Annotated in this window: 25 protein-coding genes, 2 pseudogenes and 1 CRISPR repeat array; of the genes and pseudogenes, 11 read left to right on the top strand and 16 right to left on the bottom strand. The window is 70.0% G+C overall.

What is annotated here, in order from left to right:
- Positions 1-18: 18 nt before the first annotated feature.
- A pseudogene (locus tag ASD35_RS28505) lies at positions 19-294 on the bottom strand (PAS domain-containing protein); the annotation flags it as partial.
- Positions 295-461: 167 nt separating this feature from the next.
- On the opposite strand from ASD35_RS28505, the gene ASD35_RS07980 reads away from it, so the two are divergent.
- Positions 462-2,270: an ABC transporter ATP-binding protein/permease gene (locus tag ASD35_RS07980; protein WP_056874322.1), complete on the top strand. Its 1,809-nt coding sequence runs from the start codon at positions 462-464 to the stop codon at positions 2,268-2,270.
- On the opposite strand, the gene ASD35_RS07975 is transcribed toward ASD35_RS07980, so the two are convergent.
- From ASD35_RS07975 to ASD35_RS07965, 3 genes are read right to left on the bottom strand one after another with little or no spacing between them, the layout of a single operon-like run.
- Positions 2,264-2,575 carry a hypothetical protein gene (locus tag ASD35_RS07975; RefSeq protein ID WP_056874321.1) on the bottom strand — a complete coding sequence of 104 codons (312 nt, stop codon included), beginning with the start codon at positions 2,573-2,575 and terminating at the stop codon, positions 2,264-2,266. The genes ASD35_RS07980 and ASD35_RS07975 overlap by 7 nt on opposite strands.
- Before the next feature lie 45 nt (positions 2,576-2,620).
- Complete coding sequence (locus ASD35_RS07970; RefSeq protein WP_056874320.1) at positions 2,621-3,232, bottom strand: UPF0149 family protein; 612 nt, start codon at positions 3,230-3,232, stop codon at positions 2,621-2,623.
- Between the two features lie 23 nt (positions 3,233-3,255).
- The gene (locus ASD35_RS07965) at positions 3,256-3,495 is read right to left on the bottom strand and encodes a hypothetical protein (protein ID WP_157275430.1); all 240 of its coding nucleotides are present in this window, start codon (positions 3,493-3,495) and stop codon (positions 3,256-3,258) included.
- A gap of 66 nt (positions 3,496-3,561) precedes the next feature.
- On the opposite strand from ASD35_RS07965, the gene ASD35_RS07960 reads away from it, so the two are divergent.
- From ASD35_RS07960 to ASD35_RS07940, 5 genes are all read left to right on the top strand, one after another.
- Complete coding sequence (locus tag ASD35_RS07960) at positions 3,562-4,407, top strand: transposase (protein ID WP_056874318.1); 846 nt, start codon at positions 3,562-3,564, stop codon at positions 4,405-4,407.
- Positions 4,408-4,496: 89 nt separating this feature from the next.
- Entirely contained in the window at positions 4,497-5,951 is a 1,455-nt protein-coding gene (locus tag ASD35_RS07955) for a hypothetical protein (RefSeq protein WP_056874317.1), read from the top strand.
- A complete protein-coding gene (locus ASD35_RS07950) occupies positions 5,948-6,814 on the top strand; it encodes an amidohydrolase family protein (RefSeq protein ID WP_056874316.1) in 867 nt (288 codons plus the stop codon). The genes ASD35_RS07955 and ASD35_RS07950 overlap by 4 nt, the downstream gene beginning before the upstream one ends.
- A gap of 94 nt (positions 6,815-6,908) precedes the next feature.
- Positions 6,909-9,158, top strand: a complete 2,250-nt coding sequence (locus tag ASD35_RS07945; RefSeq protein WP_056874315.1) for a penicillin-binding protein 1A — start codon at positions 6,909-6,911, stop codon at positions 9,156-9,158.
- 86 nt (positions 9,159-9,244) lie between these two features.
- Complete coding sequence (locus ASD35_RS07940) at positions 9,245-9,709, top strand: DUF1203 domain-containing protein (RefSeq protein WP_157275429.1); 465 nt, start codon at positions 9,245-9,247, stop codon at positions 9,707-9,709.
- A 4-nt stretch (positions 9,710-9,713) separates the two neighbouring features.
- Here the strand turns inward: ASD35_RS07940 and ASD35_RS07935 are convergent, their stop codons facing one another.
- Positions 9,714-10,184 carry a group II truncated hemoglobin gene (locus tag ASD35_RS07935; protein ID WP_056874313.1) on the bottom strand — a complete coding sequence of 157 codons (471 nt, stop codon included), beginning with the start codon at positions 10,182-10,184 and terminating at the stop codon, positions 9,714-9,716.
- Positions 10,181-10,927 carry a DUF4386 domain-containing protein gene (locus tag ASD35_RS07930; RefSeq protein WP_056874312.1) on the bottom strand — a complete coding sequence of 249 codons (747 nt, stop codon included), beginning with the start codon at positions 10,925-10,927 and terminating at the stop codon, positions 10,181-10,183. The genes ASD35_RS07935 and ASD35_RS07930 overlap by 4 nt, the downstream gene beginning before the upstream one ends.
- A gap of 198 nt (positions 10,928-11,125) precedes the next feature.
- Between ASD35_RS07930 and ASD35_RS07925 the strand changes: the two genes are divergently transcribed.
- Entirely contained in the window at positions 11,126-11,722 is a 597-nt protein-coding gene (locus tag ASD35_RS07925) for a hypothetical protein (RefSeq protein ID WP_157275428.1), read from the top strand.
- Between the two features lie 6 nt (positions 11,723-11,728).
- On the opposite strand, the gene ASD35_RS07920 is transcribed toward ASD35_RS07925, so the two are convergent.
- Positions 11,729-12,175: an Lrp/AsnC family transcriptional regulator gene (locus tag ASD35_RS07920; RefSeq protein ID WP_056874310.1), complete on the bottom strand. Its 447-nt coding sequence runs from the start codon at positions 12,173-12,175 to the stop codon at positions 11,729-11,731.
- Between the two features lie 124 nt (positions 12,176-12,299).
- Here ASD35_RS07920 and ASD35_RS07915 point away from each other — a divergent pair, with 124 nt between their 5' ends.
- Entirely contained in the window at positions 12,300-13,166 is an 867-nt protein-coding gene (locus ASD35_RS07915; RefSeq protein ID WP_056874309.1) for a DMT family transporter, read from the top strand.
- Here the strand turns inward: ASD35_RS07915 and ASD35_RS07910 are convergent.
- Entirely contained in the window at positions 13,141-13,671 is a 531-nt protein-coding gene (locus tag ASD35_RS07910; protein WP_056874308.1) for an SRPBCC family protein, read from the bottom strand. The two genes, ASD35_RS07915 and ASD35_RS07910, sit on opposite strands and share 26 nt — an antisense overlap.
- 84 nt (positions 13,672-13,755) lie before the next feature.
- On the opposite strand from ASD35_RS07910, the gene ASD35_RS07905 reads away from it, so the two are divergent.
- Both ASD35_RS07905 and ASD35_RS07900 read left to right on the top strand, forming a co-directional pair.
- Positions 13,756-14,610: a phytanoyl-CoA dioxygenase family protein gene (locus ASD35_RS07905; RefSeq protein ID WP_056874307.1), complete on the top strand. Its 855-nt coding sequence runs from the start codon at positions 13,756-13,758 to the stop codon at positions 14,608-14,610.
- Between the two features lie 146 nt (positions 14,611-14,756).
- The gene (locus ASD35_RS07900; protein ID WP_157275427.1) at positions 14,757-15,812 is read left to right on the top strand and encodes a BON domain-containing protein; all 1,056 of its coding nucleotides are present in this window, start codon (positions 14,757-14,759) and stop codon (positions 15,810-15,812) included.
- A gap of 67 nt (positions 15,813-15,879) precedes the next feature.
- Here ASD35_RS07900 and ASD35_RS07895 read toward each other — a convergent pair whose 3' ends face one another.
- The 8 genes and pseudogenes from ASD35_RS07895 to msrP form a co-directional block, all read right to left on the bottom strand.
- The gene (locus ASD35_RS07895; protein WP_056874305.1) at positions 15,880-16,299 is read right to left on the bottom strand and encodes a hypothetical protein; all 420 of its coding nucleotides are present in this window, start codon (positions 16,297-16,299) and stop codon (positions 15,880-15,882) included.
- Positions 16,300-16,394: 95 nt separating this feature from the next.
- Complete coding sequence (gene glmU / locus ASD35_RS07890; RefSeq protein WP_056874304.1) at positions 16,395-17,774, bottom strand: bifunctional UDP-N-acetylglucosamine diphosphorylase/glucosamine-1-phosphate N-acetyltransferase GlmU; 1,380 nt, start codon at positions 17,772-17,774, stop codon at positions 16,395-16,397.
- 62 nt (positions 17,775-17,836) lie between these two features.
- The gene (locus ASD35_RS07885; protein WP_235538270.1) at positions 17,837-18,457 is read right to left on the bottom strand and encodes a DUF4136 domain-containing protein; all 621 of its coding nucleotides are present in this window, start codon (positions 18,455-18,457) and stop codon (positions 17,837-17,839) included.
- An 82-nt stretch (positions 18,458-18,539) separates the two neighbouring features.
- Positions 18,540-19,535: a tRNA 2-thiocytidine(32) synthetase TtcA gene (gene ttcA, locus ASD35_RS07880; protein WP_082580046.1), complete on the bottom strand. Its 996-nt coding sequence runs from the start codon at positions 19,533-19,535 to the stop codon at positions 18,540-18,542.
- Positions 19,536-19,540: 5 nt separating this feature from the next.
- Positions 19,541-19,924: a dihydroneopterin aldolase gene (locus ASD35_RS27955; RefSeq protein ID WP_056874642.1), complete on the bottom strand. Its 384-nt coding sequence runs from the start codon at positions 19,922-19,924 to the stop codon at positions 19,541-19,543.
- 324 nt (positions 19,925-20,248) lie between these two features.
- A pseudogene (locus tag ASD35_RS27950) lies at positions 20,249-20,788 on the bottom strand (FAD-dependent oxidoreductase); the annotation flags it as partial.
- 26 nt (positions 20,789-20,814) lie between these two features.
- Complete coding sequence (locus tag ASD35_RS07870) at positions 20,815-21,522, bottom strand: protein-methionine-sulfoxide reductase heme-binding subunit MsrQ (protein WP_082579984.1); 708 nt, start codon at positions 21,520-21,522, stop codon at positions 20,815-20,817.
- 3 nt (positions 21,523-21,525) lie between these two features.
- Positions 21,526-22,497, bottom strand: a complete 972-nt coding sequence (msrP, locus tag ASD35_RS07865) for a protein-methionine-sulfoxide reductase catalytic subunit MsrP (protein WP_056874302.1) — start codon at positions 22,495-22,497, stop codon at positions 21,526-21,528.
- A gap of 297 nt (positions 22,498-22,794) precedes the next feature.
- Here msrP and ASD35_RS07860 point away from each other — a divergent pair, with 297 nt between their 5' ends.
- Complete coding sequence (locus ASD35_RS07860) at positions 22,795-23,031, top strand: hypothetical protein (RefSeq protein WP_056874301.1); 237 nt, start codon at positions 22,795-22,797, stop codon at positions 23,029-23,031.
- A 94-nt stretch (positions 23,032-23,125) separates the two neighbouring features.
- Positions 23,126-23,439: direct repeats of the CRISPR family, unit length 30 nt; unit sequence GTTTCAACCCACGCCCGCCGGTGAAGGCGG.

The raw sequence follows: 23,439 nt of genomic DNA, 5'->3' as shown, positions 1-23,439 counted from the left end.
GTTGGCGCGCACCCAGTAGAAGTCGCCGTTCTTGCGGCGGTTCTTGACGAGGGCGCTCCAGGGCAGGCCGGCCTCGATGGTGGCCCACAGGTCGCGGAAGGCTTCCTCCGGCATGTCCGGGTGGCGCACGATGTTGTGCGGCTGGCCCAGCAACTCGGCCTGCGTGAAGCCGCTCACGGCCACGAAGCTGGGGTTGCAATAGGTGATGCGACCCTTGAGGTCCGTGATGGAGATCAGGGTCTGGTCGGGGGTCAGGGCGTACCCGTTCTGGGTCACCGGCAGGTTGTTGCGCATGAAGCCCTTTCAGGCGGGGTGGCAAACCCGCCGTCCCGGTTTTGGTGCCGGCCCAGCATAGGAGCGCGGGCGCGCGCGCCACTTGCGCTGCGTCATGGCAAGCGCCGGTGCGTCATGCCAGTACCCCGCCTGCCGCGCCGCCGAAGGCGGGGCGGGACAATGCCCGCATGCGTTCACTTGCCGCCCGCCTTCCCGAGCCCGCCCCTGCCAGCAGCGCCCGTGGCGACTGGGGTACCGTCGGCCGCCTGCTGCCCTACCTGTGGCGCTACCGCTGGCGCGTCGGCCTGGCGCTGGCCTTCATGGTGGGCGCCAAGCTCAGCAATGTCGGCGTGCCGCTGCTGCTGAAGAACCTGGTCGACCGCCTGGACCTCAAGCCCGGCCAGCCGCAGGCTCTGCTGGTCGTGCCGCTGGGCCTGCTGGTGGCCTATGGGGCGCTGCGGTTGTCCACCTCGCTGTTCACCGAAGCCCGCGAGCTGATCTTCGCCAAGGCCACCGAGGGCACGGCGCGCAGCATCTCGCTGCAGGTGTTCCGCCATCTCCATGACCTGAGCCTGCGCTTCCACCTGGAGCGACAGACCGGTGGCATGACGCGCGACATCGAACGCGGCACGCGCGCCGTGCACTCGCTGATCAGCTATTCGCTCTACAGCATCGTGCCGACGCTGATCGAGGTGGTGCTGGTGCTGACGCTGCTGGGCGTCAAGTTCGATGTCTGGTTCGCCGGCATCACCGTCGCGGCGCTGGTGGTCTACATCAGCTTCACCGTCGTCGTCACCGAGTGGCGTACCAAGTTCCGCAAGACGCTCAACGAGCTGGATTCCGTCGCCCACAGCAAGGCCATCGACTCGCTGCTGAACTACGAGACGGTCAAGTATTTCAACAACGAGGGCTTCGAGTCGGCGCGCTACGACGAGAGCCTGGAGAAGCTGCGCCGCGCCCAGCTCAAGAGCCAGACCACGCTGTCGCTGCTGAACACCGGCCAGCAGCTCATCATCGCCACGGCACTGGTGCTGATGCTGTGGCGCGCCACGCAGGGCGTCGTGGACGGCCACATGAGCCTGGGCGACCTGGTGATGGTCAACGCCTTCATGATCCAGCTCTACATCCCGCTGAACTTCCTCGGCGTGGTCTACCGCGAGATCAAGCAGGCGCTGACCGACATCGAGAAGATGTTCCTGCTGCTGGACCGCGAGCGCGAGATCGCCGACCTGCCGGATGCGACCGAGCTGCAGGTGCGCGGCGGCGCCGTGGTGTTCGACGACGTGCGCTTCGCCTACGACCCGGTGCGGCCCATCCTGCACGGCGTCAGCTTCGAGATCCCGGCCGGGAAGAAGGTCGCCGTCGTCGGCCCCAGTGGCTCGGGCAAGAGCACGCTGGCGCGGCTGCTCTACCGCTTCTACGACATCGATGGCGGCCAGATCCGCATCGACGGCCAGGACATCCGCGCCGTCACGCAATCCAGCCTGCGCCGCGCTATCGGCATCGTGCCGCAGGACACCGTGCTCTTCAACGACACGGTGGCCTACAACATCGCCTACGGCCGGCCCGGTGCCGGCAAGGAAGAAGTCGAGGCGGCGGCGCGCGCGGCCCACATCCACGGCTTCATCAGCGCCACGCCGCTGGGCTACGACACCATGGTCGGCGAGCGCGGCCTGAAGCTGTCAGGCGGCGAGAAGCAGCGCGTGGCCATCGCCCGCACGCTGCTGAAGAACCCGCCCATCCTCATCTTCGACGAGGCCACCTCGGCGCTGGACTCCACCAACGAGCGCGCCATCCAGGCCGAGCTGGAGGCGGTCGGGCAGAACAAGACCGTGCTGGTCATCGCGCACCGGCTGTCGACGGTGGTGGATGCGCACGAGATCCTGGTGCTGGAGCAGGGCCGCATCATCGAGCGCGGCCGGCACGACGTGCTGCTGGCCCGCGGCGGGCGCTATGCCGAGATGTGGCGGCTGCAGCAGTCGTCGGGCGATCAGTGAGGCTTCTTCGGCTTGTCGAAGTTCTTGGGGCGGTAGACGTTGCCGTCCCATTCGCCGTCCACCCGGCTTTTCTGCGCTGATTCGCGGGCGCGGCGGATGACGCGCTCCGCCTCCAGTGCTGCGGCGCGGGTCTGGCGCTGGCGGCGGCGCCAGCCGGTGGCGCGGCTGGCCTGGCCCTGCAGCCAGGCGCCCACGCGCGCCAAAGTCGCGTCGACCCGGGCGCGGATGCGGTAGGGCAGGGCCATGTGCAGCGCCAGCACAAGGCAGACGACCAGGCCGGCGACGGCGAGCAGGGTGTGAACCATGGCTTGAGTGTGACCTAAACCCGCGTCTGCGGCCACCGGTGGATGTCAGGCTTTCTGGTGCAGCGCCCACAACGCCAGCATGGCGTCAGGAATCGCGCGGCTGGCGGCATCCCGCTCCGCCGCGGTGGCGTCGGCCAGGCCGCCGTCCTCCGCGCCCAGCGCCGCGATCGGCGCCAGCAGCGGGGCGGTCGCCTCGCCGTCGAACCGTGGGCCCCAGGCCTCGGGTGCCAGGCTCACGGCCACCAGGAAGCCGGCGGCCCAGTCCTCGGCGTCGGCGTACTCGGTGTCCTCGTCCTCGCCCTCGGCAAAGCTGAAGATGGGTTCCCAGGCCTGCGGGCGCTCGGCCCAGGCGATGGCGATGGAATGGAGGTGCCGCAGCACCAGCAGGGTGACCTTCTTGCGCTGCTTGCCGCTGGCGAAGGGCGCCGGGTCGGGCTCGCCGTCCCCACCCCAGATGAGGGGCAGCCAGGCCTCGCCCGGCAGGTCGGCCAGGCGGCGGCCCGGCGTCAGCAGCAGGCCGGCGAGGTAGCCGTCCAGCGCCTCGACGTTCATGGCGGCGTCGGTCGGCAGGGCGGCCAGCAGCTCATCGAGGTCGTTGATCTCGTCGTCCGACAGCGGGCGGTTGTCGGAGGCGGGGTTGTATTGGGGGTACTGCAAGGCATCGTCCTTTGTTTTTGAGTTCAACCGTGGCGGCCGTGGCGGCTCTTGGGTTTCTTGCTGTCGACTTCGGCGAGCTGCACCTTCAGCAAGGCCATCAGCACGCGGGCGTTTTGCTCGGTCATCAGCAGGATGCTGCTGGGCTCGATGCCGTCGATGGGCGTCTTGGGCGCCACGAGGGCGTCCACCTTGAAAAGGATCTGGCCGTGCTGGTTGGCGGACGCGGCCTTGAACTTCTGGATTTCGATCTGGTGGGTTTTCATGGGCGGAAATGACGGCCGGCGGTCCGCCATCTTGCCATTCATGGCCGCTGGCCCTAAGGTCCGCGCATGGCCCGGCCTGCTCGACTCGAGATTGCCGGCGCGGTCTACCTGATCGGCGCCCACTGCCCGTTCGAGAGCGGCCGGCCGGCTTTTGCCGACGAAACCGACCGCGCTGAGATGCGTGCGCTGCTGGCCCAGGCGCTGCACCGTTTCGACGCCCAGGCGCTGGCCTACGCGCTGATGCCGGAGCACTACGACCTGCTGCTGTTCACGCGCCGGGCCAACCTGTCGCAGCTGATGCGCCACGTGAACGGCGTCTACACCCAGCACCGCCAGCGCCGCCATGGCTTCAGCGGACCGCTGTTCCAGGGGCGCTTCCACGCCGTGCTGGTGGACCGCGAGCGCCATCTGCTGGACGCCTGCCGCTGGGTGGACCTGAACCCGGTGCGCGAAGGCCTGGCGCGCGGCGCGGCCGGCTGGGCCGGCTCGAGCTTTCGCGCACTGGCAGGCCTGGAGGCAGCGCCCGAGTGGCTGGACGTCGATGGCCTGCATGGCCACCTGCTGGGCCGCCCGGCGGTGACGGCCGCCCAGCATCGGCTGGCCGGTGACCGCTATGCCCGCCTCGTCGCGTCCGAACCGGGGCTGCAGCTCTTCCCGGGCCGGCTGCGCGAGCAGATCTTCCTCGGCGACGCCGAATTCGCCCGCCGCATGCGCGCCGCCGCCGTCGCACCCCGGCGCGTCGCCCGCACCAGCTGGGCCGAGTGGCTGAAGCGCGCCGGCGGCATCCGCGAGCAGGCGCTGTGGCTGGCACACACCCAGGGTGGCGTCGCCATGACGGAGCTGGCCGCCCAGCTGGGCCTGTCGGTATCTCGCATCAGCCGGCTCATCGCCGCCGCGGAACGGGCCGTCTGACGCCATCCCGGGCACCGCGAGGTCGACAGAACTGGGGATGACCGGGCGGTCCGGCTCCCGCAGAGTCGGGCCCACCGCGGGAGAAACCCATGAGCTTCGCCGACTGGCTGACGGAACGTGCGCGTGCGGCCTGGGCCTGCCTGGCCCTGCGGCTGCCGGCGTGCGATGGCCGCAATGACAGCCCCATCCACGCGGCGGACCCGGTCGGCGGCGCCCTCGACGACGTTCAGCTGCTGATGGCATTCGCCGCCCAGAGCCGCCGCAGCGTCAAGGCGGACAAGGTCGAGAGGCTGATGACGGCGGCGGAGGTTCTGCGCACCGTGCGCGCCGCCGGGCAGGAGCCCAGCGCCGCCCAGCTGACAGCCTTCTGGACCAGCTACGACGCCTTCGCGGTCGACATCGCGCCATTGAGCGCCCACTCCATCCGCTCATCGCAGTACCTCAACGGGCTGCGTTTCCCGGCGTCGCTGTTCACCGGCACGTCATTTCATGCCGCCGCAGCGGTGGCCGTGTTCAGCCTGTGCCTGATCCTGCAGGCGTTCTGGGTCGCAGGCGATGAGCTCACCCGCCGCGCCGCCGAGCTCGAAACGCAGAAGACGAAGCTCGTCGAGCGCCAGGAGCAAAACGACGCTGCACTGCAGCGTGCCAACGCGAGGCTCGAGGAGAAGATGCGGCGGATATGTGAACTCGGCACCTGCACGGGCCTCTTCCTCGACATGGGTATGACGCTGCCCGCGCGGGCGAAAACACCTGCGGACCAGAACCTGCTCAGCACCCTCAACGGCGAGGCGCGGGCGCTGCGCAGCGAAGTGCTGGACAAGGAGCTGATGGGCCACGAATTCGAGGCGGAGATGGCGAAGCTGCTGGAGCTGTGGCGCCCGGTGGAGCAGTTGCTGACGCAGTGGCACGGGCGAGCCTGCGAGGTGTGCGAACAGAAGCCGCTGCGATTCTTCTGTCCAGTGGACCGACCGAAGGTGGACCCGCAAGGCACCGCGAGGATAGACAAGGACATCGAACTCAAGAAGGCTGAACTCGCCCGGGCCGAAGCGGGCAACGCCCTTTCCGGCGACGCCGCGAAGGCACAGGCGGTGGACCGCAGCTACTCGGCCTGGTCCGCGCGCAACGTCCTGCGGCGCGATATCGGGCAACTTGAAGCCGAGAAGCGCGCCAAGCAGGCCGACAACTTCCGCAACATCGTCGTCGAAGTGAGGCTGATCGCCGCCAACATCAGTGCCTACCTGATCGCGATGGCCTTGGGCGTGCTGGGCGCACTGACCTTCATCCTGCGCGCGCTGACCACGCAGCTGCGCGAGCACACCTACGTGCCGGTGTCGGTCAGCATCAGCGTCGTGCGCATCGTGCTGGGTGCCATCGCCGGCGTGTTCGGCAGCATGCTGGCGCCGGGCAACGAAGTGAGCAAGAGCCTGCCGCCGCTGTTCGTGCCGTTCATCTTCGGCTACGGTATCGAAATCCTCTTCTCGATGCTGGACAAGACCGTGCGAGCCTTCACGCAGCCGGAAAGCGCCACGCCGCGCCCCACATGAGCCCAGGCCGCTGGTCCGTGAGCCGCCGCGCGCTGCTGCTCGCCGGCCTGCCGCTGGCCACCCAGGCGCAAGCCGCCTATGCCGGCCCCATCTTCGACGCCCACCTGCACTACAACGACGACGCGCAGGCGCCGCACCCGCCGGCCGACGTGATGGCGCGCATGGCCCGCGCCGGCGTGCGCGGCGCGTTGGTCAACAGCCGGCCCAACGACGGCACGCTGCGCCTGGTGGCCGAAGCGGGGCCGCAGTGGGTGCCCTTCATCCGCCTGTACCGCAACCGCGCGGACTACACGGGCTGGTTCGCCGACGACAGCATCCGCCGCATGGTGCTGGAGCTGCTGGCCAAAGGAAATGAAGGCAGCCCGGCCGGGCCGTTCCGCGGCCTGGGCGAGTTCCACCTCTACGACAGTGCGAATGCGGACGGGCCGACGGCCGTCGCGCTGATGAAGCTGGCCCGCGAGCGCGGCCTCACGGTGCTGGCCCATGTAGACGGTGTGGCGGTGCACAAGCTGCTGGGCCATGCCCCCGGCACCTCGCTGATCTGGGCGCACACCGGCATCTCCGGCGAGCCGGTCGAGCAGGTGCGCGAGCTGTTCGCCAAGCACCCGGGCCTGCGCGGCGAACTGTCCTACCGGCCCGGCCTGACGCACGACGGCCGCATCACGCCGGAATGGCGGGCGTTGTTCGCCGCGCATGCGGGCCGCTTCCTGGTGGGCTCCGACACCTGGGTCACGCCGCGCTGGCAGCACTACGAGAGCCTCTTCGCCGACTACCGGGGCTGGCTGGGCCAGCTGCCGGACGAGGTGGCGCGGCGCATCGCATGGGGCAATGCGGCCGGGCTGTTCGGGCTCAAGCCGGCCTGAGCAACTCGGCTTGAGACGGCGGTGACCGGCGCCGCGTAACACCTTGCCACGTGACCACGGCGACGCGGCCGGCGCACGCCCTACGATGCGCGCCATGCTCAAGCTCCTCGTCCGACGTCCCTGGCTGGGCGCCATCGTCGCGCTGCCCCTGGTGCTCCTGCTGCTGAGTGCCATCGTGGCGGCGCTGGTGTGGGTGCAGCTGCCTGACCTCGACACGCTGACCGACTACCAGCCGCACCAGCCGCTGCGCGTCATGAGTGCCGACGGCCAGCTGCTGGGCGAGTTCGGCGCCGAGCGCCGCCGCTTCGTGCCGCTCAAGGACATCCCCAAGCCCATGCAGGACGCACTTCTGGCCGTGGAGGACGCCGACTTCTACGCCCACTCGGGGCTGGACTTCGGCGGCATTGCACGCGCGATGTGGCGCAATGTGACGACCGTCCGGGGCCCCTTGCACGGCGCGTCGACGATCACCCAGCAGCTGGCGCGCGACACCTTCCTGACCAAGGAGCAGCGCTGGTCGCGCAAGGTCGTCGAGGCGCTGCTGGCCGTGAAGATCGAGCGCGCGCTGACCAAGGCGCAGATCCTCGAGATCTACATGAACCAGATCTACCTCGGCAACCGGGCCTACGGCTTCGCGGCGGCCGCCGAGCGCTACTTCGGCAAGACGCTGGACAAGCTCGACACGGCCGAGACGGCGCTGCTGATCGGCCTGCCCAAGGACCCCAACCGCCTCAACCCGGCCGTCTATCCCGAGCGTGCCAAGCGCCGCCAAGCCGTCGTGCTGGAGCGTCTCGCTGCCGTGGACCTGATCACGCCTGAGCAAGTCAAGGCGGCCCGCGAGCAGCCACTGGACATCCACCGCCCCAAGCGCACGGCGGGCGTGGCCGACCATGCCGCCGAGCAGGTGCGCCAGGAGATGCTGACCCGCTTCGGCGAGGCGGCCTACACGCGCGGCCTGACCGTGACCACGACGCTGCTCTACGCCGAGCAGAGCGCCGCCCAGGAGGCGCTGCGCCACGCCCTCTTCGAGCTCGAGCGCCGCCAGCCCTTCCGCGGGCCGGAGGCGATGGTCGACCTGCCTGAGTCCGATGCCAAGAGCGACGGCCTGGACGACGCGCTGGACGCCGCCTTCGACGCCCACCCCGACCTGGGCGAGCTGCGCACCGCCGTGCTGCTGGAGCAGGACAAGGGCGCCGCCAAGCTGGTGCTCGCCGACGGCGAGCGCATCACGCTCAAGGGCGCGTCGCTGCGGCCGCTGCAAAGCCTCAAGCGGGGCGCCGTGGTGCGCGTGCTGGAGGGCAAGGGCAACCAGTGGCAGCTCAGCCAGACGCCGCAGGCCGAGGGCGCGGTCGTGACGATGGACCCGGCCACCGGCGCTATCCGCTCGCTGGTCGGCGGCTTCGACTTCACGCGCAACCAGTTCAACTCCGCGACCCAGGCCTACCGCCAGCCCGGTTCGGCCTTCAAGCCCTTCGTCTACTCGGCCCTGATCGAGCAGGGCGCCTGGGCGGGCACGCTCGTCAGCGACCAGCCCTTCGTGCAGGGCGACTGGGCGCCGCGCAACTACGACGGCCAGTACGAGGAGGCGTTGACGCTGCGCCAGGGCCTGGCGCGCTCCAAGAACATGGTGACCATCCGCCTCGTGCAGACACTGGGTCCGCAGCGCGTGCGCGCCTGGGCGGCCCGGTTCGGCCTGGACGAGGAGCGGCAGCCGCTGAACCTGACGCTGGCCCTGGGCACCGGCGCGGTCACGCCGCTGCAGATGGCGCAGGCCTATGGCGCCTTCGCCAACGAAGGCCAGCTGCGTACCGGCTGGCTGGTGCAGCGTGTGAAGGACGCGCAGGGCGAGACCCTGTTCGAGGCCGACCCGCCCCCGCCGCGCCAGGCGGTCAGCGCGCGCAACGCCTTCATGACTGCGCAGTTGCTGGCGGCCGTCGCCCGCGAGGGCACCGGCGCGCGCGCCAGCACCACGCTCGGCCGCTGGGATCTCTATGGCAAGACGGGCACGACCAACGACGCCGTGGACGCCTGGTTCTGCGGCTTTCAGGCCTCGCGCGTCGGTGCCGTGTGGATAGGCTATCCGCAGCCCAAGTCGCTGGGTGAACGCGAGACCGGCGGCGGCCTGGCCCTGCCGGTCTGGGCCGCGACCATGGCCGTCGCGCTCAAGGGCCAGCCCAACAACCAGCTTGCCCCACCCGGCGACGGCCTCGTCAAGATGGGCGAGGACTGGTTCTACACCGAGTTCTCCGGCGACCTGGCCATCGCCCGCATCGGCCTGCCGCCGCCGCCGCCGCCCGAGCCGGCATCCGAAGCGGCGTCGGAACCCCAGTTCCCCTTGAACTGAATTGCAGGTCCCAAAGCGGCCAGCCTCCGGCGGCCGCAGGCGTTCGAATGGCGGTGTTCTGCAACCCACCGCCAGAGGAACGAATGATGAGACTTGCCGTGCGAGGCATCCCGACCCCCGATGCCGACCAGCTCCGCCGCGGCGGGCCTGATGCCAACGGCCAGGCCGCGCTGAGGCGCCGCGCCGAAGGCCAGGGCAATCCCTGCCGGCACTGCCTGGATTTGATCGCCGAGGGCGATGACAAGCTGGTGCTCAGCTACCGGCCGTTCGCCAGCCCGCAGCCCTATGCCGAGACAGGCCCCGTCTTCCTGCATGCGGCGGGCTGCGAGCGCTACGACGCCGACGCGCTGCCGGCCTGGTTCGGCTTCATGACGCAGGCACTGGTGCGCGGCTATGACGCCCACGACTGGATCGTCTACGAGACCGGCCGGGTGGTGGTGGGACGTGAGCTTGAGGCCGCCTGCCGCAGCATCCTGGAGAACGAGGCCGTCGCCTACGTGCACATCCGCTCCAAGTTCAACTGCTTCCAGTGCCGCGTCGAGCGCGGCTGAGGCATCAACCGGCGTACGGCCCCTTGACCTCGCCCCAGCCCCATTTGGGCATGGGCGCGTCGGCGTCCACCACGGCGCCGGGCTGCGAGTTGATGACGGCCAGCCGCGAGCCCCATTCCAGATAGCCCACCAGCGCGGAGCGGAACTCCGGGTCGTCGGGCATGCCCAGCTCGTCGGCAGTGTCCAGCAGCAGCGCGACCCAGGCGCGGCGCTGCGCCTGGCACAGGTGGCGGTGCAGATGCTGGCGGATCATGTGCGGATGGCCCCCGTGGTCGGCTGAGTAGGCCGCGGGCCCGCCGAGCACCTCGGCGAGGAAGGCGGCGACATGGGCCGGGTGCTCGCCGCCCATGTGCTCGAACACCGGGCCAAGCAGCGCGTCGTCCTTGACGCGTTCATAGAAGCGTTCAGTCAGCCGCAGCAGGGCGGGCAGGCCGCCGAGCCAGTCGTAGAGCGTGGGGACGGCAGCATCGGTCATCGGGTGGGTCCAGAGGGTGGAGGGGCGGAAGTGGGGCCGGCTGCCGGGGCGGCAAGTGGGTGTTTGCCCGCAGTCAGCCACAGCGCGAACGCCAGTTCGCCGACCAGGACGGGCAGCATGACGGCCGGGAACAGCCACTGCGCCAACGTCGGCGCCAGCAGCAGCGCAAAGCTGTTGAGCAGATAGGCCAGCCCCGCTGCGATCAGCAGCCAGCCCAGCACGCGGGGTGCCACGCCGCTGGCGGCGACCAGCGCGCCGCGGATGACGCAGGCGAAGCCGAAGAACACCAGGCCGATGCCGAAGCCCTGCCCGTGCAACTGCACGGCCAGCATCGCGAGCGCGTCGCGTTGGCCGGGCAGGAAGGCGGCCGCCAGGCCGGGTGCGGTCGCGAACTCCAATGCGGTGAGCAGCTGCACGCGGTTGGCGACGAGCACGGCGGTCTGCACGAGGTTCAGGCCGGTGGCCGTCAGCGCCCAGGTCTCGTTGACGGGCCGCAGCAGCCGCCAGAGCACGACGATGACGGGCAGGTCCAGCACCTGCATCAGCAGGTCGGCGGCGAGGCCGAGGCGCCACAGCTGCGGCTGCGCGGCGATGTTGTGCGCGGTGGCAGAGGCATCGCCGGCCACGACGAGGGCGCCGCGCAGGAAGACCTCGCTGCTCAGACCCAGCGCAATGATGGCGAGGTAGCACAGGCCGGCGAGGCGCAGTTCGTGGCGGCTGACGGGGTAGGACGTGGCGGGCATGGGCGGGGGTGGCGACGCGCGACAGGACGCAACGCCGGGTAACAGTTTCTTGACGGCACAGTGGAGACCTAGAGTAAGTCGTCCCGACACCTTCAGACATTCGCCATGCGCCGCTCGCCGTTCGTCCTTGCCACCCTTGTCCTGCTGCTTGCCAGCTGCGCCTCGGTGCGGGAGCCGCGTCCAGCGAAGGAATCGCGCATGGCCCAGCCAGCCTCGGTGGCCGGCGTGGCGGAGGAGAGCTTCGGCAAGCCGGCCTGGGGGCGCCAGGGCGAGTTCACGCTGAGCGGCCAGCGCGTGCGCTACGAGCGCGGCGCCGAGCGGTTGTCGCTGTTCGAGCCGCTTGCAGCCGATGTGCGCGTGCCGCTGCGCTTCAGCTGGGCCAGCCCGGCCGGCGACAGCGCCACCACCTGCGAGGGCTGGACGCCGGAGCAAAGTGCCAATGGCCGCCTGGCCGCTGCCAAGCCCTGGGTGCTGAGCTGCCGCTGGGGCAGCGCGCCGGCCGCCATGCTGCAGATCGGCGAAGGCCAGATGCGCCGCGGCAAGCTCAGCCGCGAGGGCGCCTACCGCCGCGGTGAGCTGACGGTGGGCCTGCGCTCGGTGCACCTGATGGAGGGCAGTCCCACGCCGCACACGGCGGCCGTGGGCTACGAGATGCTGCACCAGGGCACGGTGGTCGGCACCGTCGACCTGAGCGGCGGCGTGCCGCGCCTGCGCCGGCCCGACCCCGCAACGCCGCTGGGCCGCGCCGTCACCGAGGCGGCGCTGGCATTGGCGCTGGCCTCGGAACCGAGCTGAAACCCCTCAAGTCTCCAGCTTCAGCGGCGGCACGCGCCGGCGCAGGGCCTGGGCCTTGACGATGCTGGAGCTGGTCTGCGCGCAGTCGGCCAGCCGGTCCAGCGCCTGGTCGAGGTGCTCGATGGAGCGCAGCGCCAGCCGCAGCACGAAGCAGTCGTCGCCCGTGACCTTGTCGCATTCCAACGCCTCCGGCATGGCGGCGATGCGCTGTTGAACCGTGGCGAGCGCGCCCGGCATGGGCCGCACGCGCACGATGGCCTGCAGCGGGAAGCCCAGGGCCAGCGGGTCGATCTCGATGGTGAAGGCGCGTATCACGCCGCGTTCGCGCAGACGCGCCAGCCGCTCCGATGTCGCCGGCGGCGACAGGCCGATGGCCTCGGCCAGGTCCTTCAGCGGCGCCCGGGCGTCTGCAGCGAGGGCTTGCAGCAGCAGGCGGTCGGTGTCGTCAATCATGTTTCTGCTGAAATTCAATTTCTCCGTCGTGGATTCTGCGCTTCTTCTGATTTGCCGTTCATATCATCTGTGATGCAGCAGGCGGCCTTGAAACAATGGCGTCTTTGCTTGCAAGGAACCGAGCATGTCACCGACCACCCGCGGCGTGCTGGAAATGGGCAGCGCGATGAGCCTGTTGGGCTCCATCGGCTATTTCGTGCTGTTGTCCGGCCTGGCGCCGCTGGACGTGGTGTTCTGGCGCTGCGGCTTCGGGCTGCTGACACTGGCGCTGATCTGCACGGCACTCGGCCTGTGGCGCCGGCCGAGCGTGCCTGAGCTGGGCCTGGCCGTGCTCGGCGGCGTGGCCATCGTGCTGAACTGGGTGCTGCTGTTCGGCGCCTACAACCGGGCCTCGGTGGCGGTCGCCACGGCGGTCTACAACCTGCAGCCCTTCCTGCTGATGGGCCTGGGCGTGGTGTTCTTCGGCGAGCGCCTGAGCGCCGCGCGGCTGGCCTGGGTGGCGCTGGCCTTCGCGGGCGTGCTGCTCATCGTCCAGGCGCGCCCGAGCGCGGGCTACGTCGGCGGCAGCTTCACGCTGGGCGTGCTGATGGCGCTGGCCGCGGCGGCCTTGTGGGCGGTGGCGGCCGTCGTGGCCAAGCGCCTGAGCGGCATGCCGGCGCCGCTGATTGCGTTGATCCAGGTGGGCGTGGGCGTGTTGATGCTGGCGCCTTTCGCGCGGTTCGAAGCGCTGCCCCAGACGACGCTGGGCTGGATGCCGCTGGTGGTGCTGGGTGTCGTGCACACCGGCCTGATGTACGCGCTGATGTACGCCGGCGTGCAGCGCCTGCCGACGGCGCTGCAGGGCGGCCTGTCCTTCCTCTATCCCGTGGTGGCCATCGGCGTGGACCGCCTGGCGCTGGGCCACGCGCTGGCGCCGCTGCAGTGGCTGGGTGCGGCCGCCATCCTGCTTGGGGCCGGCGGCTTGGTCAGGGCTTCTCGGCGAGGGCCTTGAGGTTGGACAGGCCGGCGTCGAAGTCCGGCCCGACCATCTTGTCCATGAATAGGCCCATCCAGCGGTAGAGCGGGTTGGCGCCCATGTCGCCGTTCATGGACCAGGTGACCTGCGTCGCGCCGCCATTGGCGTCCAGCCGGAAGTCGCCGGTCGACGTCGTGCCGAAGTCGGGGAAGAACAACTCGTAGCCCAGCCGCTTGGGGGCCTCGGCGGTCGCGAAGGTCATGCGGCCGTCGCCCTGGCTCTTGCTCTGCCAGGCCCAGACGGCGCCCGCGCCCGAGGCCGGGCCGCTGTACTCGATGGTCATCTGCGGGTCGCGCTGGTTCCAGGCGCTCCACTGCTTCCAGCCGCGCGGGTCAGCGATGAGAGCGTAGATCTTCTCCGGTGGGGCGTTGACGGTCACGCTGCGCGAGACGACGAACTTGGGCGACAGCAGCAGGCCGATGCCGAACAGCAGGGCCAGCAGCACGACGACGGCGATCAGCAGGGTCTTCAGCGCTTTCATCGGGACTCTCCCTGGGTTTGAGTGGGGCGCACTGTGAGCGCCCGCCGGCCGCCACACAATCCGCACAACTCCCCGAGCATCCCCATGACTGTTGACGTCGACCTCGCCGCCACCTACGCCGAACAAGGCTTCCTCATCATCCCCGGCTTCAAGGCCGCCGCCGAGATCGCCGCGCTGCGCGAGCGCGCGCTGCAGATCGTCGACGCCTTCGACCCCGGCGAGCAGCGCCCGGTGTTCACGACCGAGGAGCAGCAGCGCCACGTGGACGACTACTTCCTCGACAGCGGCGACCAGGTGCGCTGCTTCTTCGAGGAGGAGGCTTTTGATGCGCAAGGCCGGCTGCGCGTCCCCAAGGAGCTGGCGATCAACAAAATCGGCCATGCGATGCACGACCTCGATCCGGTCTTCAGCGCCTTCTCCAAGGGCGAGGCGCTGCGCGGCGTCGCCGCCGCACTGGGCTTGGCGCGGCCGCAGGTCTGGCAGTCGATGTTCATCTTCAAGCAGCCCGGCATCGGCGGCGAGGTGCGTTGGCACCAGGACGCCAGCTTCTTCGAGACCGACCCCATCACCGTGACGACCTTCTGGTTCGCACTGGAGGACGCGACGCTGGCCAACGGCTGCCTGTGGACCGAGCCGGGCGGCCACAAGGGCCGGCGCGGCGTGCTGCGCGAGCGCTTCGTGCGCGAGGGCCGCAAGGCCTGGATGGAATCCATCGACTCCACGCCCTGGCCGGCCGCCGATTCGAAGGAGGCGATCCCGCTGGAGGTGGAGGCGGGCTCGCTGGTCGTCTTCCACGGCCTGCTGCCGCATTACTCCGCCGCCAACCGCTCAGCGAAGTCCCGTCACGCCTACACGCTGCATGTGACGGATGCGGCCAGCCGCTACTCGCCACGCAACTGGCTGCAGCGTGACGAGTCGTTGCCAGTGCGCGGTTTCTAGCGGATCTGCTCACGCGGCTCGCAATTCCACACGCCTTGGGTCCGTTGTCCTACACGGAGACGGTGCCTGGGCCGGCAGGGTGCACACCCGGACCGTCTCAACAATGACTTCATCGCAACCGTCGATTTCGACGACAGGAGGCTGTGATGAAGTTTCCAAAATCTCTGCACGCCGACGGCTGGTCCAATCACATCGATACGACCAAGTCCGACAAGCCCTCGCCCGCAGCAAAGCCGATGGGCGTCAAGCCCACCCTGCGTGGGGAGCCGCTGCGTGCCACGACGACGCAGGCCGCGCCTCGCGTCGAGCCGGTCAGCTTCGCCGCCGCGCCGGCACCGTTCACCGCCTCCACGGGGGCCAGCCGCACACCGGCTGCCAGCACGGCGCCGCGCTCGGGCGTCAACCCCTGGCTCATCGGTGCCGGCGTTGGCGCGGCGTTGATCGGCCTGGCCGTGACGATGTCGCGCACCATGTCGCCCAGCGAGCCCAGCGCACCGCCTGCCGCCGTGCTCAGCCAGGCCACACCGTCGCCTGAGGACACGCTGCTGCAGTCCCAGCCGCCGAGTGCCGGCCCCGTGACACCAGCGCCGGAAGCGCAACCTGCCGAGACGCCGGCGGCGCCTGCGCCCGCCGTGGAGCCCAAGGCCGCCGCGACGCCGACCAAGGTGGCCGAGGCGCCCACGCCGCCGTTACCGGTGGTGCGTGGGGACCCCGCCACGACGCCCAGGACGCTGGCTCAGGCCTCCCCGCCGCCCGTGCGTGAGTCGGCGCTGCAGCCGCTGGCCCCGGTCACGCCTGCCGTGACGCCGCCCGTGCAGGCCGCGCCGCCGGTGGTGGCCGCGACCCCGGCTCCGGCTCCGATCCCTCAGACGCCGCCGGCCGCGGTGCCGCCTGAGACCGTGCCGCCCGTGGCCCAGGCCGCGCCGCAGCCGCAGCCGCCCGTTGCGGCTCCGGAGGACAGCAGCATCACCGTCAATGTCCGCACCGCGCTGGCTGCCGACTCCACGCTGGCCGCCGTGCCCATCGCCGTCAGCACCGACCACGGCGTCGTCAAGCTGGAAGGCCAGGCGCCGGACGCCTCCACCCGCGAACGCGCCACGGTCGTTGCCGCCGCGACGAGCGGCGTCAAGGCGGTCGACAACCGGTTGACGGTGCCCCCGGTGGCCACGGTGGGTGGCGTGACACCGACCAGCGGCGGTTGATCCTGATCAGGCACTCCCCAAAAGCAAAGGCGCCCATCGGGCGCCTTTGTCTTTGTGCGTTGGCGGCTCAGTGGCAGAGCTGCGTGCGGGCCGGCGCCAGGTCGGCGTCGATCAACGCCTCTTCCGTCACTTCACGAGCGGCTTCCAGCTGCAGGCAGAGTTCGGTGATGCCGTCGTCGCGGCCGCCGACCACGTCCGGCAGCGGCGCCGCGGCGATCTCGGCGGGCAGGTCGGCAAGGGCGCCGATCAGCTGGAACAGCAGCTCCAGGCTGGCGTCGCCGCCCTGCGGCAGGTCGCGGGCCGCGCCCAGGCTGCGGGCGAGGTACCAGCAGGCGTCGGCGGCGTTGTCGCAGGCCTGCGCCTTCAGTTCCAGCGCGCGGCTGCGGGCGTCTTGCTGCTGCCGGGCTTCGATGGCCTCATGGGCCCCGAGGTCCGCCGGCACGGCATCGTCGAGCGAGAACGCAGCAAAGTCGAGGTGTTCGGCCATGGGGTCATCCTAACGGCGGGTCGGTTGCGCAGGTGCCCCCCGACCCCGGGCGGCGTGAAGCAATCGCCGGAACAAAGTCACGGCAGTGCTTCTATTCAACGCTTCTTGGTCGGGCGGGTCCAGCCGCTCAATGCAACCTGTTTGCCGCGCGCCACGGCCAGGTCACCTGGCGTCACATCCTTGGTGATGGTGGAGCCGCCGCCGATGGTGGCACCCGCGCCCAGCGTGACCGGCGCGACCAGCACGCAGTTGGAGCCCACGTGCACGTCGTCGCCGATGGTCGTGCGGTGCTTGTTGGCGCCGTCGTAGTTGGCCGTGATGGAGCCGGCGCCGTAGTTGACACGCTCGCCCACCGTGGCGTCGCCGAGGTAGGCCAGGTGGTTGGCCTTGGCGCCCTTGGCCAGCGTCGAGTTCTTCACCTCGACGAAGTTGCCGATGTGCACCTCGGCGCCCAGCTGCGCGCCCGGGCGCAGGCGGGCGAACGGCCCGATCAGCGCGCCCTCGCCGACGCTCGCGCCCGCCGCCTCGCCGTCGATGTGGGTGAACTCGTGGATGCGCGCGCCCGCGGCGATGGTGGCGTTGCGGATCACGCAGTTGGCGCCGATGCGCACGCCGTCGCCCAGCGCCACATGGCCCTCGAACACGCAGTTCACGTCGATCTCGACATCCTGCCCGTGCGTCAGCGTGCCGCGCAGGTCGAAGCGGGCCGGGTCGGCCAGCCGCACGCCGGCGTGCATCAGGCTTTCGGCCTGCTGGGCCTGGAAGGCGCGCTCCAGCTGTGCGAGCTGCACGGGGTCGTTGACGCCCAGCACCTCGGTCTCGCTGTGGGCCTTGATGCCCAGCACCGGCAGGCCCTCGGCCACGGCCATCGCGACGATGTCGGTCAGGTAGTACTCGCCCTGGGCGTTGTTGTTGGTCAGCTGGCCGACCCAGCGCTTGAGCGCCACCGTGGGCGCGGCCATCATGCCGCTGTAGCCCTCGTGGATGAGGCGCTGCTCCGGCGTCGCATCCTTGTGCTCGACGATGGCCAGCACGCCGCCATCGTCCTTGTCGCGGACGATGCGGCCGTAGCCGGTCGGGTCGGCGAGGTCGACGGTCAGCAGCACCAGCGCATGCCCGGCACAGGCATCGATGAGCGCCTTGGCGGTGGCCGTCTCGATGAGCGGCACGTCGCCGTTGAGGATCAGCGTGGTGCCTTCGCCCACCAGGGCCGGCACGACCTGCTGGATGGCGTGGCCGGTGCCGAGCTGGGGCATCTGGCGCACGAAGCTGATGCCGTCGGCCTTCACCGCCGCTTCCACCTGCTCGGCGCCATGGCCGGTGATGACGATGCGCGCGTCCGCCGCCAGCGGTTCACCGCTCTTGAGCACATGCGCCAGCAGCGAGCGCCCCGCGAGCTTGTGCAACACCTTGGGCGTTGCGGACTTCATGCGGGTGCCCTTGCCCGCCGCCATGATCACGATGTTCAGCGCCATGCCTGCCTTGCGACTACGTTTTTGCGAAGCCGCGATTATGGGCAGGCAGGGCAGCGAGCCCTTTAACGGACGGCTTGCACCGACACCCGATGCGATTTCGGGTTGACCTTGGGGAACTCGGCCAGCGCGGCGTCGAACAGCGGCGTCAGCAGCGCCTCGCTGCCCATGGTCATGCCCTCGTTGCTGGCATGCGTCTCGAACAAGGCCTCGCCGGTGGCGCGGTCGCGCAGCAGCAGGGCCACGGCGCGGTCGTAGCGGCGGTCGAAGAAGGGGTCCTGGCGCCAGCCCCAGCTCCCCCAGCCGCCGTAGCCGTAGCGCGGCGACAGCAGCCGGCCGCGCCAGCGCCACCACAGCGGGTCGTCCCAGGGCACCGGGTCGTACGCGGTGACGCGGGCGCCCAGCGTCACCAGGACGTCGGCGCTCTTCGCGTCGGCCGCGGGCTTGAAGCCGGCCCGCTCCAGCGCGCCGCGGGCGGCGTCTTCCAGCGTGGCCTGGCGCTTGGTGGCCTCCTCGCTCTGCTGCTGCGAGGGCAGGCGGTCGAAGGCATAGGTGCCTGGCTTGCGGTCGGCCGGCCAGTTGCCATAACTGGATACGTCAGCGGAGACCGTGTACGGGCCGGCGCAGCCGGTGATGGCGGCGACCGAAGCGGCGGCAAGGACAGTGAGGATCAGGCGGCGGTTCATGAAGCACCTCCATCGTGGCGATGTTGGGATTTTGAACCGCCCAGTTTGCCTGCGTGTAAAGGCAAGGCAAAAGCGTCTCTCGCTAGCGTTGAAGCGTGATGACCGCCGCTGGCGAAGGTGTCGCGCAGCCTTCATCGTCGTCGAAGGCGATGTCGCCGCCCGCTTCCGGCACGCCCGTGGCGCGGGCCGTCTCGAAGGGGTAGAGCTTCTTGTCCATCATGTGCGAGGTCACGATGTTGCCCATGGCCGTGAAGATGTTGTCGATGCGGCCCGGGTAGCGCTTCTCCCACTCGTTGATCATGGCCTTGACCTGCACGCGCTGCAGGTTCTCCTGGCTGCCGCAGAGGTTGCACGGGATGATCGGGAACTCGCGGTGCTCGGCCCAGCGCACGAGGTCGGGCTCCTTCACGTAGGCCAGCGGTCGGATGACGACGTTGCGGCCGTCGTCGCTGACGAGCTTGGGCGGCATGCCCTTCAGGCGGCTGCCGAAGAACATGTTCAGGAACAGCGTCGTGACCATGTCGTCGCGGTGGTGGCCCAGCGCGATCTTGGTCGCGCCCAGCTCGCCGGCCACGCGGTACAGGATGCCGCGGCGCAGGCGCGAGCACAGGCTGCAAGTCGTCTTGCCCTCGGGGATGAGGCGCTTGACGATGGCGTAGGTGTCCTGGGTCTCGATGTGGAAGTCCACGCCGCGCGAGCGCAGGTAGTTGGGCAGCACCTCCGCGGGGAAGCCGGGCTGCTTCTGGTCGAGGTTGACGGCGACCAGGCTGAACTTGATCGGCGCGCGCTGCTGCAGGTTCAGCAGGATGTCCAGCATCGCGTAGCTGTCCTTACCGCCCGACAGGCACACCATGACCTTGTCGCCGTCTTCGATCATGTTGAAGTCGGTGATGGCCTGGCCCACCTGGCGGTGCAGGCGCTTGGACAGCTTGTTGATCTCGTGCGCGGCCTTCTTGTCGGCGGCGGCTTGGTCGGCGAAATCCAAAACGTCAGCGGTGCCCGGCCGCCCGAAACCGCTGGCAGCCCCTTCGGGGGGCAGCTCGCCATGCGAGCGTGGGGGCAAATCAAGTTCAGACATGTTGTTCACCATGCACCCAGTTCAGTGCTGATTGCGACTTCGCAGTCGGGAAAGATTTCGAGCTTGGTCAGCTTCAGCCGCACGCCGACGACGCCGGGCAGGCTCATCAGGCGGTTGCAGAGCTTGCCGAGCAGGGCTTCGACGAGGTCGGTGTGCTCGGAGGTGCACTCGTCGATGATGGCCGTGCGCACGCGGCGGTAGTCCAGCACGTGGCCGATGTCGGCGTCGCGGGCGACGACCGGCATCGCGCCGAGGTTGACCTCGGCATCGACCTGGATGGGCTGCGGCCCGGTGCGCTCGAAGTCGAGCACGCCCAGGTTGGCGCGAAAGCGCAGGCCCTGCAGATGGATGACCTGGCGGTTGTTGTAGCGCTGCGGCGCCGCAGCCACCTGTGGGCGCAGCGCCAGTTCGATCTGCTTGGCCGCCTGCACGCCGTCGGCCAGCGCCGTCTGCACGCAGGGGTGCCAGCGGCGGCTGGCATCGCCGGCCACGAAGGCGCGCTGGCGCGAGGCCTCGTCCAGCAGCGCGAAGGCCGAGGGCTCGGGCTCGAAGCCCAGCAGCGCGGCGACGACATCGAAGCGCTCGGCGCCGACCGTGACGCCGCTGTCGTCCGGCAGCAGCGCCTCGGGCAGCTGCGTGGCCAGCCGCAGCGTGATGCGCGGGTGCGCCTCGGCGCGCTGGGCCAGGTGGATCTGCGCGCGCCAGCTGCCGCGCGACCACAGCGTCACGTCATGGCCGCGCTCGGCGAGGAAAATGGCGTTCTCGGCCGCGTTGTCGCCGGCGCCCAGCAGCAGCACGCGGCCGGGGGGCAGGGATTCGCGGCGGGCGGTCAGCTGCGAGGCGTCCAGCACGCGCTCGTGCGGCACGGCGAAGTAGCGCGCCGGGCGCAGCAGGCGCAGGCCGGTGGCGATGAGCAGCGCGCGGGCCTGCACATGCTCGCCGGTGGCCAGCTGCAGCGCCCAGCCCTCGGGCGTGTGGCGGGCCGATTCGGCCCGCGTGCCCAGGCGCAGCGTCAGGCCCGGCGTGGCCTGGGCCTGGGCGGCGTAGTGCTGGCCCAAGGCGGCCAGGTGCGCGGCGGGTTCGCCCAGCACCCAGTCCTGCGCGAAGTTGAGCCCGGCCAAAGCGGCGCACAGCCGGGTCTCGCGCTCCACCAGCAGCGACGTCATGCCCATCTGCCCCAGCCAGGACGCAGCGCTGCAGCCGGCGGGGCCGCCGCCGAGGATGGCTACGTCGAGGACAAGAGGGCTGGGCATGGGTGCGGCGGGAGCAAAGCCGCGAATTATCCCAGCCGGGTTTGTTTTCTGCCCAGCCGTTTGAAGAGCCGCCACCCCAGCAGCGCGGCGAGGATCACGCCGTACACGGCCGGTTCGGCGAAGTTGTTCTTGCCGGCGCGCATCCAGATGAAGTGCAGCAGCGCGACGACGGCCACCGCATAGACCGCCTTGTGCAGCGCCTGCCAGCGCTTGGCGCCGACGGCCTTGATGGCCTTGTTGAAGCTGGTTGCGGCCAGCGGCAGCATCAGTGCCCAGGCCGTGAAGCCCATCAGGATGAAGGGCCGCTTGGCGATGTCGGCGGCGATCTCGGCCGGGTCCAGCCCCATGTCCAGCCAGCCGTAGGCCAGCAGATGCACGCTGGCATAGCAGAACGTGAACACGCCTAGCATGCGCCGAAAGCGCGCCAGCGCCGCCAGGCCCGTCAGCTCGCGCAGCGGCGTGATGGCCAGCGTCAGCCACAGGCCGCGCAGCGTCCAGTCACCCAGGCCGCGGATCAACGCCTCCGCCGGGTTCGCGCCGAGCCGATTCGCCGCGGCCGCATAGACCAGCCAGGCCAGCGGCGCGAGGCACGCCAAGAACAGCAGCGGCTTCGCGGCGCGATGCATCAGTGCCGGCTGGACGATACGCCGCACCGTCCGCCCACCCGGCGCAGCGGCCGAACTCGGGGCCGCCCGGCGCTGGTCCTGCGGCGCCGTCGTCAGGTCATGCTTCATCGATCAGAAGAACTTGCGCAGGTCCATCCCGGCGTAGAGCTGGCCCACCTGCGCCTCGTAGCCGTTGAACATCAGCGTCGGCCGCTTCTTGGCGAACAGGCCGTCCTCGCCGATGCGGCGCTCGCTGGCCTGGCTCCAGCGCGGGTGCGCCACGTTCGGGTTCACGTTGGAATAGAAGCCGTACTCCTGCGGCGCGCTCTGCTCCCAGCTGCTGCGCGGCTGCTTCTCGACGAAGCGGATCCTGACGATGCTCTTGGCCGACTTGAAGCCGTACTTCCAGGGCAGCACCACGCGCACCGGTGCGCCGTTCTGGTTGGGCAGCACCTCGCCGTACATGCCGAAGGTCAGCAGCGCCAGCGGGTGCATGGCCTCGTCCATGCGCAGCGCCTCCACATACGGCCAGTCCAGCACGCCGGAGCGCAGCCCGGGCATCTGCGCGCGGTCGGCCAGCGTCGTGAACTCGACGAACTTGGCCTTGCCCGTGGGCTCCGCTCGCTTGATCAGTTCGGACAGCGAATACCCGACCCAGGGGATGACCATGCTCCAGCCCTCCACGCAGCGCAGCCGGTAGATGCGCTCCTCCATGGCAGCCAGCTTCATGAGCGCGTCGATGTCGTAGTTGCCCGGCTTGGCGCACTCGCCCTCGACGGCCACTGTCCACGGGCGGGGCTTCAGCGTGTGCGCAAGCTGGGCCGGGTCGGCCTTGTCGGTGCCGAACTCGTAGAAGTTGTTGTACGAGGTCGCGTCGGCGTAGCTCGTGGGCTTGTCCAGCACCATCGCGCCGGCGACGGCGCTGCGCGCACCCGGCAGCTTGGCCAGCTTGCCGCCGCCCGCGGCCGTCGGTTGGGCCAGCGCCAGCGGCGAGGCCGCCGCGAGCCCCAGGGCGGCCAGCGTGGTGCGGCGGTTGAGGTAGGCACGGTGAGGCGTGATTTCGCTCGGGTGCGGCTCGTGGGGGGCGGGCGTCTTGATCAGCATGGGATGGCACGGGAGTGGGATAAGGATCGGTCGTCGGGCGGGCGCCACAACTTACACCGATGCATCGGTTTGCGCGCGAAGGGGTGTGAATTCCCGACCGCTCAGGACGGCTCGGGCGTCCAGTCAACCGTGGTGGCCGACCACGGCGACCTTCGTCACGCCGATGGGCTTGCGGGCCTCCCATGTCGTCCGGTTGATCTGCGTCACAACAAAGGGTTAACCCTGGGTGCAACATGCATCCCGCTGCATGAATCGGTCTCCATCGGAGGCCCGGCAGTAAAAGTTTGGAGAACCATCATGTCCACCTACGTCGAAGTGCTCGTCCCTGTTCAGCCTCTCACCCCGCGCCTGGCGTTCTGGATCGGCCGTGCGACAGACGCGGTGCAGGCGTTCCAGCGCGCGCACGCGGCCCGGGGCGAGCGGCGTCGCCTGCTCCGCGAGGCGATTGCTTTGCGCCACCTGGCGCACGAGATGGAGTCCTCCATGCCAAGCATGGCAGCAGACCTTCGCCGCGCTGCGGACAGCGCGTTCTGAGACGGGCACTGCCGCCCGGCAATCGTCGGGCATGGCTTATTGGCATCGTGAGCCAATCGCGTGCGTTGATGACGGGCCGCCGCACCATCGTCATGTTTCAACCCACGCCCGCCGGCGAAGGCGGGCGGTGCGTTCAAGTTCGCCCGCGACGCCGGCATGACCGATGTTTCAACCCACGCCCGCCGGTGAAGGCGGGCGGTGCTGCCCGCGCGTCTTCCCTGACGTCGCGCCCTACGGTTTCAACCCACGCCCGCCCGTGAAGGCGGGCGGTGCCGCTCAGTGGGCAGGCCTCCTGCACCTTGCGCATGTTTCAACCCACGCCCGCCGGTGAAGGCGGGCGGTGCCGAGGCGATCGACTTCACCGGCTGGACCTGGGACGTTTCAACCCACGCCCGCCGGTGAAGGCGG

Source organism: Pelomonas sp. Root1444, from assembly GCF_001426885.1.
GTDB lineage: Bacteria > Pseudomonadota > Gammaproteobacteria > Burkholderiales > Burkholderiaceae_C > Pelomonas.
Note: the sequence above shows the minus strand (reverse complement) of the source record. Positions and strands in the feature narration are given on the sequence as shown.